The organism is Dysgonomonas sp. Shenzhen-Wh21 (assembly GCF_043392705.1).
Classification (GTDB): Bacteria; Bacteroidota; Bacteroidia; order Bacteroidales; family Dysgonomonadaceae; genus Dysgonomonas.
On record NZ_JAIXHZ010000157.1, the window covers coordinates 26,293 to 39,398 of the forward strand.

Below are 13,106 nucleotides of genomic sequence, written 5' to 3' on the forward strand. Positions count from 1 at the left end.
TATCTCGTCTTATTTCAGTCCGCCTTTCTTAGCTTTCATTGATGAATAGCCCAGATAGAATATGATTACGGCATACATCAACAACGCGAGCCATTGTGAGCCTGCAGAGTCTAACCATTCTTTATTTACCAGATCAACTCCTCCGAAACGTAAGGTTGCGCTAACAACACCCATCAAAGCACCTCCGGCAATGAATCCTGATGCCAATAATGTTCCTTTGTCCAATCGTGCCGAATTCAATGCTTTATCTTTGCTACGACTGCCTACATACCAGTTTACTGCACCACCAACCAATAGCGGCACATTCAGTTGAAGTGGGATAAACATTCCTAAGGCAAATGCAAGAGCCGGTACTCTGAAAAATGTAAGCAATAGGGCGATCAATGCTCCAATGCCATATAGTATCCATGGTGCACCAGTACCCGACATCAGAGGGTCTATAACGGCAGCCATTGCGTTAGCCTGTGGAGCTACAAGAGCACCCTCTCCGGTAAAGCCGTACGTATCGTTCAATATGATCATTACTCCTCCTACTGTTGCAGCAGAAACGAGTGTTCCTAGAAACTTCCACGATTGTTGTTTAGCCGGAGTTGTTCCCAGCCAATAACCGATCTTTAGGTCGGTTATAAATCCACCTGCCATAGACAGGGCCGTACATACTACCCCTCCCATAATCAGGGCTGCTACCATACCCGAAGTACCTTTTAGTCCTACTGCCACCATGATAACAGAGGCAAGGATAAGGGTCATCAGTGTCATTCCCGAAACAGGGTTTGTACCCACTATGGCAATCGCATTGGCAGCTACAGTGGTGAATAAGAAAGCAATTATGGCTACAACAAGAATAGCAATAACAGCATAGAACAGATTATGCATTACTCCCAGATAGAAGAAAATGAATGTTGCAAGCAACGCTACTATTACTCCGATAGAAATTATTTTCATTGGGAGATCAAGCTGGGTACGCTTATCTATCTTCGATGCATCTTTATTCCCTCCTTTAAATTCTTTAGAAGCAAGTCCTACAGCACTTTTGATAATAGGCCATGACCGAATGATACCGATTATCCCCGCCATTGCGATACCTCCGATACCAATATGGCGTGCCATAGATGAGAATATCACTTCAGGGCTGGCTGATGATATTCCATCAATAAGCCCTCCTCCGGGCAAATAAGCTGCGGGATTTAACATTTGCAATGTCGTATCTCCTAATAATGGCATAAGAGGAACAAGCACGAACCAAACTAATGCCGAACCGGCACAGATGATAGCGGCATATCTTAATCCTACTATATATCCCAAGCCGAGAACCGCTGCTCCAACGTTGACACTGAATAGCATCTTCGCTTTATTGGCTAAGGCTTCACCGTAGGGGATTACACGCGATGTAAAGGTTTCGCCCCATGCGCCGAATGTAGCTATAACAAAGTCATAAAGTCCACCTATCAGCCCCGCCATAATAAGGGGCTTGGCCTGATCTCCTCCTTTTTCGCCCGATACCAGTACTTGTGTAGTGGCGGTAGCTTCGGGGAAAGGATATTTTCCGTGCATATCGGAAACAAAATATTTGCGGAAAGGAATAAGAAACAAGATTCCTAATATACCTCCGAGCAGTGAACTAAGAAATACCTGAAAGAAATCGACCGAAATATCGGGATATTTAGCTTGCAGGATGTAAAGTGCAGGCAGGGTGAATATAGCGCCGGCTACAATAACCCCGCTACTTGCCCCAATGGATTGTATTATAACATTTTCTCCAAGTGCGTTTTTACGCTTGGTGGCGCTTGATAGCCCTACGGCAATAATAGCGATAGGGATAGCGGCTTCGAATACCTGTCCTACTTTCAGACCCAGATAGGCTGCTGCAGCACTAAACAAAACGGCCATCAGCAGTCCCCACATAACCGACCATGGCGTAACTTCTTTGTATTGCTTATTGGGAGACATTATGGGGTTGTACTCTTCTCCCTCTTTGAGCTCATGAAAAGCGTTTTCAGGTAATCCGCTTATCTTGTCTTCATTTTCTGTTTTCACGGGCTAACTATTTTTTTGTTACAAATTTCTACTGAAAGTATTACAGATACAAATCTACATTATTTTTTACAGTTATGAAAAAGAACTTATTCCAACATCTTTTTTATTTCCAACATCATAAAGTTTTAAAAGTGACAAAATGCGATTTTTATACGATAATCCCAAATTCTTGTTAAGTGTCACATTGTAAGTTTATTACTGGATGTTTTGAGAATAAAAGGTGACAAAAGTGACACTTTTTAGCCTGTCTTTATCTGTCACCTTTTTGTTCTGATCAGTAACTGATATAAGATAAATTATGGATTATAAAACGCAGCCTGTTTTGTATCTCATTTTATTTAATATTTTTGTTTTCTCAAGTAGAAATAAAACTATATCTATTATACTATGAACATACAGTTATCTGATAATTTCAGGAAGAAAACACTTGGTGCTATTTTTTCTATAGTCGTTTTCATTATTGTTTATATAATGTTGCTTATCCTCGCTATAATGCTTACTGCATTATGTGCCTATGGGGGTATTATGCTTATAGTAAACTTTCCTAAATTTATAACTATTTTATTAGGAATAGGGTTGGCCAGTATTGGAATTATAATTCTGTTTTTCTTATTTAAATTTTTATTTAAAGAACACTCCGTAGATAGGAGTCATTTAGAAGAAATTACCTCTAAAGACTATCCTCGGTTGTTTGGTATGATAGAAGAAATAGTAGTAGAGGTGGGAACAAAGTTTCCTAAGAAAGTATATATGTCGAGTGATGTAAATGCTGCCGTATTTTATGATTCCAGTTTCTGGAGTATGTTTTTCCCTATTTCTAAAAATCTGCAAATAGGCATGGGGCTTGTAAATACAGTTACAGAACAAGAACTGAAAGCAATACTAGCCCATGAGTTCGGGCACTTTTCTCAACGCAGTATGAGTGTAGGCAGCTATGTATACAACGTGAATCAGGTAATCTATAACATGCTGTACGAAAATGAGTCGTTCGACAAGATGATAAGTGGCTGGGCGAGTATCACAGGCTATTTTTCTATTTTTGTGATTATAGCCGTCAAAGTGATTCAGGGAATTCAGTGGGTATTGAGAAAATTATATGATTATGTTAACCTGAAACATTTAGCACTATCAAGAGAAATGGAATTTCACGCCGATCAGGTAGCTGCTAATGTAGCAGGTAGCCTAGCACTTCAGGAATCATTGGTGAGGCTCGATCTTGCGCAACATGCTTATAATCTTGCGATCAACTTTTATGAAAAGAAGAGCGATGATAAGATAATAAGTGAGAATCTATATCAAGATCAATTGTTTGTTTTAGATATTCTTGTAAAGGAAAATAATACGCCACTCAAAAATAACTTACCACTGGTTGCATTAGAAGACCCCAGGAAATACAATAAGTCTAAGCTAAATGTAGATGATCAATGGGCTTCGCATCCAACTACAGAGGAAAGAGTAAATGCCTTGATAGAGCTTAATATCACGAAGGATAGTGTAAAGAATAATCTGGCAATAGATTTGTTTTCGAATGATGGTACAATCGAGAAAAAAATGACTGTAAAAGTCTTTTATTATTCTACGTTCGACAAAGATGTCAGACGGTTGACTATAGACGAATTTAAGAAAGAGTTTATAGACGATTATAATAAAAATACTTTTCCAAAACAGTATAATGGTTATTATGATGAAAAGAATATTATTCCATTTGACCTATCGGAGATAACAGATTTTTCACAAATAGAGGCAATGGATAGATTATTTGCGAAAGAAAAGGTTGATATGGTCTATAGTTATATTTCGATAGAAGCAGATAGAAACACGTTGAATAATATTTACACAAAGAAAGTTCCTATCAAAAGGTTTGAATATGATGGAAAGAAATATATGAGAAAGGAAGCCGGAGCGTTGGAGGTAAAACTAGATGCCCAAATGCAAGCTCTTAAGGCAGAAATAAAAAAGAACGATATAGCTATTTATCGCTTTTTCTATAATCAGGCGAAAATAAGAGGGATCGAAAGTGAATTGAAGACTAAATATATTACTCTTTTTGATGAGGATATGGGTTACGAAAAAAAGTTCCAGCTTTTCTCGAAGTTTACAGAACAAGCCGATTCCTTGGGGCGGGCAACATCAGATGAACAGGTGGAAGATATATTTAGAGAGTTTTCCGAATTGGAAATAATATTGAAGCAAGAGCTAAAACAATTTTTGAAAAAAAATCTTTTGGCACAGGAAATTACAAAAACGATGAATGATAACCTGAGTAATTACTTCGGAGGAAATTGGTCTTATTCAAAAAATCCGGACTCTGATCAGGAGTATTTAGATACAATGTTTCAAGCAGTAAATTATTATTATTACTTTATATCGAGGAGTTACTTTTTATCCAAGCGAGATTTATTGGACTTTCAGATAGCTTTGTTAGCAGAAAGGTAATTGTAAATAAGCTTATTCCTTATTCGGGTTGTAAATCAAAATCCCATACCAAGCTCAAACATTAGCCTGTTGGCATCGCTCGAACCAAAATAAGAGAATTTACCTGTGAATTTGCGCAGTAATGTTAGCCAGAATCCTCCTCCATAAGAGGAATGCCACTTTTGTGAAACATCTTCAGGATACCATACACGTCCATGATCTACCCCAACAAATATTCCATAGTTAAGCGGAGTGAGGGGATTGTTGAGCCGTCCCATATCGAGCCGTATATCCGAATATTGATAGAATGAATGACGACCGATGAAGCGGTTGCTCCGATATCCTCTCAGCTCGGTTGTTGCTGCCTGAAAGAAATCATATTTGTCAGAGAACAGGCTTTTTCCTTTAAGTAGAGTAGCAAAAGTAATTCTGTCTGTTAGTTTAAGATTGAACCCGAATTCTCCTGTTGTATAAGCAAAATTGTTCTGAGGTTTGGTTACGTTTACAGTCCAACCCGACGAAACGGAGAACTTGACAGACGAAACAAAAGATTGCATTTTCTTATTGAACTCATACGCCGCCCCAAGATCAACAAAGTATTTGGTAGAGAATATGGAGTTATCATCATCGTAGAATGTATTGATGAAGCGATCACGATTTTTAGGGTTCTTCACTTTATACGATTCTATGGAAGTGTAGATGTTGAATGTCTGGTCTTTGTTTATATTGTAATACAAAGACGGCTTTAACATGTACTTTTTGATATTAACACGATTGTAATTCTTGTTCTCATTTTTATAACCATCCGTGTTGTTGCCGAACCCGAAGAAGTTGCTAAAATAAGAAGGGCTACCTACCAGAGCCAATACGTGCAGGCTCTTTTTCTCATCATAGCTTGGAAAAATTCCCTGATATATAAACCCATTGTTTAAATCGTAGCTTATCTGATGTCTTCGAGTGTAAGGAGCTCGCCTAAAACCGTATACGGTGTACGAAAAGGATGTCCCGAGATTCAAACCCAAATCGGAGTCATAGATTCCTATCGGAGTGACAGAAAGTGATGTGTGTCTCAATCGCTGATAGTCATACTCCAATGCACTTTCGTCGTTAGGGATAATTACTTTTGCGTTCTTGGTGGCTTTTAGCTGTTCTTTCTCCGACTTCGACTCGTAAATAAATACGTTATTACCTTGTTTTACCTCATAGTCGTTATTATCGTTACCTCCAATAAGTAAGATCGCAATATTTCTTCTCCGTTTATTTACTTCGAAGCTGTCTTCACCTCCTAGTCCGTATAGCCATATTTCTTTTGTCCGTTTTGGTGAATATTTCTTATAAAAAGTTAGCTTATTGGTGTTTTTATCAAAGATGCGTATGTGCAATTCCTTTCCATTCTGATCTATTACAAACTTCTCGCTTCTATCTGTACCCGTTATAACCGGATTCTTTTGTAAAGTAGTATAATATTTCAAAGCGATATCCTCCAGATTTTTTCTTCTGGCTTTAAGTCTTTCTTTTAGTTTGTTGATATCCTCATTTTGCATTTCCTTCGGTAGTGCCGAAAACGCATTGTCTATATCCCTATCTGTTAAGTCTAATTTTAATATTCGTGCTTGCTCTTGCCAGTCTTCGGCTGTGCTTCTTTGCGTAATTGCAATATCGAGAGGCTGAGCCAGTGTGTTTATTTTCTTGATATTTTTTATAGGAGCTTCATAGTTGGTAATAAAGCCGACACCCAGCATTCCTAATAGTCCTTTGAAGAGAAAACCGTCTACTTTGGAGAAAGCATGGCTTCTGTCTATCACCTGGGGTTGATATATAACGGAATCACCTTTCTGAGTTGATATCCAGTACCAGTTTTCCGATACTTTGTTCCAATCGCCGATAAGCATATCAAACAATCGCATCTTGATATATAAGTCCTGATCTACTGATGTAGGACTCGTGCTGTGGAGGCTATCTATTAATGTCTCTACATTGGTGAGAATCTTTTTATTCTTCAAAGCAGGCAGCTCTGATATACTCACGAGCTTATTCTTTAGTTGATTATCGTCTATAATCGTGTCCGTCTGGTCGTCAAGCATGTAGTAAATACGGGTATTCATCGAACAAATATTTGCCGACCTTGCCAACTTTTCCGACACAAGAAACATATATGGATGAACGATTGTATACGCTTCAGTAATAAAATCATCCAGATATGTATCTTTAAAATCTTCATGATGATATACATCCCTGAAAAATTTGGACTCCAAAAAGCTTGATGAGCCGCCAAGTGGCTTTAGCATAAATAGCTGGTCTCGTTTGTTCTTCAGAATAAACGCATGAAGCATCGGGCGTTCGCTGATAATGGATAGCCCTCCATAGGATGAATCTAAAGATACTGCTTTGGCTGTGATGGGTTTGTAGTATACGTCTCTGTAATGTTTTCCCCACGCCCAGGTATAAAACGAACTGTGCTTTTTCTTTTCGTTAGAATAGATAGGCTTTTCTATATTTTGCCCAATGCGCACAGGTATAGAATCATCCGCATTATCTTGTGCCAATACATTTAGCGAAGTAAAGTGTAAGCAGATAAAGCTGAATATTGTGATGTAATATTTGAGGAGTGGTTTAAGCAATATTTTACAGTTTATTTCTGGTGTAATAATGTTTTGTTGTAGAGTATCGGTGTAAATGTAATTAAAAAAACGAAAAGCAAACTCAATTTACTTTAATTCTCTTATTACTTTACATGGATTGCCTGCTGCAAGACAATTTGCTGGAATCGATTTTGTGACCACACTCCCTGCTCCGATAGTAGTATTGTCGCCGATAGTTACACCGGCAAGTATAATAGATCCCCCGCATATCCATACATTAGAACCGATAGTTACCGGTGCCGAATCTATTTTCCAGAACGAAGGTGCTGCATTCTCATCGGTATTGTAAGATAAGCGTTCATTCGGGTTTACGGGATGCGAAACAGCGTATATCTGTACATTGGGACCTATACCTGTATTATTCCCGATTGTTATTTTGTTGCAATCAAGAAACACACAATTCATATTGATTTCGCAATTGTCTCCAATATGGATATTTTCACCATAATCGACATAAAAAGGTGCAGTAATCCAAACGTTTTCTCCTTTCGATCCAAGGATCTGACCGAGCAATTTATCTAGCGTTTCCTTATCGTCGCTCGCTGTTTGGTTGTATTGCTGTGTTAGTTTTTTTGCCAAATGCCAGCGTGTAATCAATTCGGTATCTCCCGGATCATAATATTCGCCTGCCAGCATTTTTTCTTTCTCTGTTTTCATTTTGTATATTTTATAAACCTGTTAAAGTAATGATTAATAACCCTACGCACACAGCGGTGATCGTAGCCACTAGCCCCGGAAGCATAAACGAGTGATTGAGTACCCATCGTCCGATGCGGGTTGTTCCTGTACGGTCAAAGTTGATAGCAGCCACTACTGTTGGGTAGTTGGGTAAGAAAAAGTACCCGTTGACTGTAGGGAACAATGCGATAAGCATCCAGGGCGATATACTCAGAGCAATACCTAATGGCATCAATGCCCGTACGGTTGCAGCTTGACTGTATAATAGAATAGACATAACAAATAAGGCGACACCAAATATCCAGGGCATGGAGGTAACAACCCCTTCTATAGAAGTACGAAGTTGCTCCATGTTGCCGTTGATAAAAGTATCTCCCATCCATGCAATACCAAAGATGGCAACTACCGCTTGCATTCCTGCAACAAATACAGACCCCTGAGCCGCTTTTATACCATCGGTACGTGTTAAGAGCAGAATCAGTGCAGCAGCCGAAAGCATCAGTATTTCTATAATGATGGGCATATTCAGCGTTTTACCTCCTATCTGTCTTAAGCCGTCTACAGATCCGAAAAGAATAATGAGAACGGTAGCCAATATAAAGATAAGGACAGATAACCCTGCTTTACTTTTTAGACTATATTTTTTTTTGTCGGAGACTTTATCTTGGCTGAACATTCCTGCACGGAGGCGTTTAAGATATTCGGTATCTTCGTGTAATTCCTTCCCCATACGCATACTCACTAATGCACCAAGCAATACACCTATCAGGGTTGAAGGTATGCTTATCATTAGGATGTTTAGTGAGGATATATTGTATCCGGCAAGCATGCTCAATAGCGCAACCGTTGCCGCAGAGATTGGGCTGGCGGTTATGGCTTGTTGTGAAGCAATTACGGCAATTGACAGAGGTCGCTCGGGGCGTATTTTCGTTTCTCGTGCTACTTCGGCTATCACCGGTAATACGGAGTAGGCTACATGTCCCGTTCCGGCGACGAATGTGAATAGATATGTGACGATTGGGCTGAACAGTGTGATCCGTTGCGGGTGTTTACGCAGGAATTTTTCGGCAAGGGATACCATAAGGTCGAGCCCGCCTGCAGCCTGCATACAGCCCGCTGCTGCTATTACAGCGACTATCATCAGCATCACGTCGATAGGAGGGGAGGTTGGCGCCAGGCCAAACCCGAAGACCAGAATAGCTAATCCGAGACCACCCATCACTCCAAGTCCAATACCTTGCAAACGCGCGCCTACAATAATTGCGGCAAGTATAAAAAGAAACTGAATCAGCATATATTGCGATCAAAATGTTTAAAATATAACGACAAAAATAGATGATTGTTTTTGTCTGTCATAATTTTAAGCGCATGGATGTATATGAAGGCTCAACAAAACCTAATTTTTTATATAGTTCCTTACCGTCATCTGTTGCGTTCAGATCGATAGAAGAAACCCCTTTCTGCTTCGCTTCACTTATTATCTCCCCAATAACCTGTGAAGCAATGCCCTTGCGCCTAAATTCAGGATAAGTAACGACATTTAGCAATGTACCTGTCAATCCCGTTATAAAAGAAGGGTTTGCAGGCCTTTCTTGTATGATAAGGAATGCGGCAGATACTATTTTGCCTGTTGGGTGTTTAGCTATCACAGCTATGAAATCTTCCAACGGGATATGTTTTGCCAAATAAACTTTTAGTTGAGACTGGATATCCTTTTCGTTTTGATCTGATAAACGTCCCTGATCCATTGTCAAGAAATCAATCCGAAGTTGGATCAGATCGTCAATATCATCCAAAGTTGCTTTGTAAATATTCATTATTGTTGTTGCTAAAAAAATTATACCCCGATTTACCTTTCTAACTTTTTAAAGATGAAGATTCTCTTTTACAAAACCATATATACTTTGCTTATCCCCGATAATCCATAAAATATCCCCTGTAGAGAAGGTTGTATTTGCCGGAGGGTTGATTTTAACTGTTCCTTTACTTTCAAATCCCACGACAAAGCATTTCTTTTCTTTGCCCATTTCCGATTCGTATAGGCTTTTGTTGTTCAGAACAGAATTTTCTTCCACGATGAGCGATATACATTTGATGTTGGAATGCGGATCATTGTCTTGCTGCTTAGAGAATTCGTGTATTGTACGCAAGGTGCTCTTAAACATTGTTATGCAATTCTTCATAGTCATCAGGCGGTCGATATTCATAATGTTTCCGGCCACTAAGAGCAGGTCGCCGGACTCTAGCACAAAGTTTCCGTTCGGAAAATATAGATCTTCTTCGCCTCTGCGTACTGTAATAATGATCAGATCGTATCGTTGTCTGAAGTCGGTATCTTTAAGCATTTTATGTTCATATTCAGAACCGGGTTCCAGTTTGAATTTCCCTACATACAGGTTGCTTTCTATCCAGTTTGTATTGTCGAGATCGTAAACGACTACTCCATCGTTCTGCTTTAGGGAATTTCTTCGTCTTTCTTCCAATATCCTCTGGTTGAAGTTTACTACAAACCTGTATTCTATTTTCCAATATAGCTTGAGCAGGTGCTTCGACTGTATCACAAGGAAGATAAGCACGCCTGCAATCAGTACCGATACCCAAACAGGGATAGCTAGAAACAGCCATAAAAGAACATAGATAAAAGCAAAAGCAATGATAAACCGAAGGAGTATTAACGAAGATAGTATAATCCGGTTTTTTACACTTCGTTGCCAAAGTTTCAATATCAGGTAAGGCTGTTGCCCTCCTCTATAGACAAGCCCTTTGAGAATTGGAGAGATAGCTAGAAAAGTGATTACAAGGCAAATAATATTTCCCCAAGGTTCTGCCATATGTTCGTTGATAAATGGAGCGATGAAGCTCGATGTAACGATAATAGCACCAATACATAATGATATGAAAACAATGACATTCGATATGTAATTAGTTAAAAATACACTCCAGTCACTTTGATTTTTAGGATTTTCAAGCCTTTCGTCTTTTTCAAGTATTTTCTGCCTCCATGAGTCGGGTATGGTTTTCATCATCCAATTATAGAAAGGAATGCTTGCAGCCATAAGGTATGGAGTAGTAAAGGTAGTAAGTATAGAAACGGCAATAATGATAGGATAAATAAAATTGTCGGCCAACTGATAGGCTATCGCCGAACTTGCCACGATAAAAGCAAACTCACCCACCTGAGCCATACTGAACCCCGACTGAATGGATACTAACATCGATTCGCCCGATAAGCGTGCTCCTATAGCAGTGAATATTATTTTTCCTAATAAAACAGCCAATGTAATAATGATTACACTCACGAGGTTCTCTTGTATTACGGTAGGATTCATCATCATACCCACCGAAACAAAAAAGACGGCTCCGAAAAAGTCTTTTATCGGTTTGGTGAGGGTTTCTATTTTCTCAAGCTTTATTGTTTCTGCTAAAATAGATCCCATGATAAATGCGCCCAATGCCGAAGAAAGTTCAACCTCTGTAGCAAATACTACCATACCCAAACATAAGCCTAAGGAAATGATAAGCAGTGTTTCATCATTGAGCCATTTTTTTGCTTTTTTGAGAAAGGTAGGTATAAGGAAGATACCACATACAACCCATACGACCATAAAGAAGATCAATTTTCCTAAGCTGAGCAACATTTCGGTGCCTTCAAAGTGGCGGCTTACGGCAATCGTTCCCATAAATACCATGACGAGGATGGCAAAAAGGTCGTCAAATATAAGTATGCCGAAAACTACTTCTGTAAAACGTTTGCCTCTATATTTCGGATCTTCGAATCCTTTTACGATAATAGTAGTGGACGACAAACAGAGCATACAGCCCAATATAAGACTGTTCCACGTACCCCATCCGAGCCATAACCCTATAAAGTAACCGGATACACCGAGCCCTATGGCAATCATGATGAGTGTTATAAATCCTGTCTTTCCGTTGCTTATAAGTTTCTTGAAGCTAAATTCAAGCCCCATACCAAATAAGAGGAATATAACGCCAATCTCTGCCCAGATACTTATATTTTCTGAATCGGTAACTGTAGGGAAAAAACTGGAGTGCGGCCCTGTCAAGAATCCTGCAACTATATATCCTAATACTAAAGGTTGGTTTAACCATTTGAATATGATGGTTATTATTCCCGCAATTATCAATATAAAAGCTAAATCGCTAATTATAGATGGTAAATGAGTCATTATGTTTATTTTATATGTGAACTAGAACTTTCTTTTTAGACAAAACTATTTCATGTGGATAGTTTATTTATCTACAAATGAATACTCTATATAATCTATTATTTGTGAATATAATTTAACCCTTCAGTAATCCTAGCAATTAGGAAATGGTTAAAAATACAGTATTTCACGCTTTTATGGGTATAAATTTAATAAAAATTGTCAGAACTTGGACATTCTTTTTTTGTTGAATGGGATTTTTAATACTGCAAACAGCTGCTATTTTGTATTCTTTTATAATTGATTAGGTTGACTCTTTGTTCTTATAATCAATTGTTTAAATGTATCTTTGGTAGTGTGTCCGGATATATTCTATTATTCTTTCATTAATTATTTAGAGAATATCTATAAATATACTACTTTTGCACCTTAAATTAAAAATGAGGTAAACGACGTTTTACCATCAGTATATGTGCCAATGCGTACGCTACAAGAGCTTGTAAACACGGAAGACCCGGGTTGGCCGATTGTAAAAAAATGGATTGATCAGGCCAAAAACAAGGTGGAAATTCTGCCTTGCGAGCGTCAACGAGCCGAAAAAAGTCTGATACACACACAAGTTACCACACGCTCTCTGATGGGAGCAATTATCTACGAAACAGGCGGGCTATTAATCGACAATGGATGGATTCGTATTCTTGGATCAGGTAGTGATCGTATGAAAAGAACTCTTCCCGACTGGAATATGGGTAAATCTTTTTCTGAATTTGGAGAACCTGCTCCATATTTATTGGTTGCAGACGATGCTATCGGTGGGTTTTATGCAATTAACGGAGGTTTTTTTGGAGAAGACACCGGAAACCTGTACTACTTTGCTCCCGATATGCTTCAATGGATTCCTTTGGAAATGGAATATAGCCAGTTTCTTTTATTCTGCTTCGAGACAGATATGGATGAATTTTATCCCGGTATGAGGTGGGATGGCTGGCAACAGGATGTAATGCATCTGCGCCCTGACTATGCATATAGTTTTTTCCCTTTTTTGTGGACTGAAGAAGCTAAAGATATCAATACTATAGAAAAAAATGCTATTCCAATTGAAGAAGTATATAGCTTCAATATGGAATCGATGAATATAAAAGGTTAATAATCAAAAAAGAAGGAGGCT

At 38.7% G+C, this 13,106-nt stretch carries 8 protein-coding genes; 2 read left to right on the forward strand and 6 right to left on the reverse strand.

Translation table 11 applies throughout. From position 1 onward, the window contains the following. Nucleotides 1–9: 9 nt before the first annotated feature. The gene (locus tag LDB17_RS10840; protein ID WP_252637037.1) at nt 10–2,037 is read right to left on the reverse strand and encodes an OPT family oligopeptide transporter; all 2,028 of its coding nucleotides are present in this window, start codon (nt 2,035–2,037) and stop codon (nt 10–12) included. Nucleotides 2,038–2,424: 387 nt separating this feature from the next. Here LDB17_RS10840 and LDB17_RS10845 point away from each other — a divergent pair, with 387 nt between their 5' ends. Continuing rightward, nucleotides 2,425–4,473, forward strand: a complete 2,049-nt coding sequence (locus LDB17_RS10845) for a M48 family metalloprotease (protein ID WP_252637039.1) — start codon at nt 2,425–2,427, stop codon at nt 4,471–4,473. A gap of 35 nt (nt 4,474–4,508) precedes the next feature. Here LDB17_RS10845 and LDB17_RS10850 read toward each other — a convergent pair whose 3' ends face one another. From LDB17_RS10850 to LDB17_RS10870, 5 genes are all read right to left on the reverse strand, one after another. Beyond that, complete coding sequence (locus tag LDB17_RS10850; protein WP_252637040.1) at nt 4,509–7,073, reverse strand: hypothetical protein; 2,565 nt, start codon at nt 7,071–7,073, stop codon at nt 4,509–4,511. Nucleotides 7,074–7,160: 87 nt separating this feature from the next. Beyond that, complete coding sequence (locus LDB17_RS10855; RefSeq protein WP_006841553.1) at nt 7,161–7,751, reverse strand: sugar O-acetyltransferase; 591 nt, start codon at nt 7,749–7,751, stop codon at nt 7,161–7,163. 10 nt (nt 7,752–7,761) lie between these two features. Next, entirely contained in the window at nt 7,762–9,066 is a 1,305-nt protein-coding gene (locus LDB17_RS10860) for an anaerobic C4-dicarboxylate transporter family protein (protein WP_252637042.1), read from the reverse strand. 58 nt (nt 9,067–9,124) lie between these two features. Next, complete coding sequence (locus LDB17_RS10865) at nt 9,125–9,589, reverse strand: GNAT family N-acetyltransferase (protein WP_252637044.1); 465 nt, start codon at nt 9,587–9,589, stop codon at nt 9,125–9,127. A 48-nt stretch (nt 9,590–9,637) separates the two neighbouring features. Further along, a complete protein-coding gene (locus tag LDB17_RS10870; protein WP_252637046.1) occupies nt 9,638–11,959 on the reverse strand; it encodes a cation:proton antiporter in 2,322 nt (773 codons plus the stop codon). Nucleotides 11,960–12,416: 457 nt separating this feature from the next. Here LDB17_RS10870 and LDB17_RS10875 point away from each other — a divergent pair, with 457 nt between their 5' ends. Continuing rightward, nucleotides 12,417–13,085 (forward strand): DUF2625 domain-containing protein, encoded by a 669-nt coding sequence (locus tag LDB17_RS10875; RefSeq protein ID WP_252637048.1) that lies wholly within the window; start codon nt 12,417–12,419, stop codon nt 13,083–13,085. The last annotated feature ends 21 nt before the right edge of the window (nt 13,086–13,106 follow it).

Coding starts and splice junctions, on each gene's coding strand:
- LDB17_RS10855 (WP_006841553.1), bottom strand. CDS start 7,751: ATGAAAACAGAGAAAGAAAAAATGCTGGCAGGCGAATATTATGATCCG.
- LDB17_RS10875 (WP_252637048.1), top strand. CDS start 12,417: ATGCGTACGCTACAAGAGCTTGTAAACACGGAAGACCCGGGTTGGCCG.
- LDB17_RS10870 (WP_252637046.1), bottom strand. CDS start 11,959: ATGACTCATTTACCATCTATAATTAGCGATTTAGCTTTTATATTGATA.
- LDB17_RS10845 (WP_252637039.1), top strand. CDS start 2,425: ATGAACATACAGTTATCTGATAATTTCAGGAAGAAAACACTTGGTGCT.
- LDB17_RS10865 (WP_252637044.1), bottom strand. CDS start 9,589: ATGAATATTTACAAAGCAACTTTGGATGATATTGACGATCTGATCCAA.
- LDB17_RS10860 (WP_252637042.1), bottom strand. CDS start 9,066: ATGCTGATTCAGTTTCTTTTTATACTTGCCGCAATTATTGTAGGCGCG.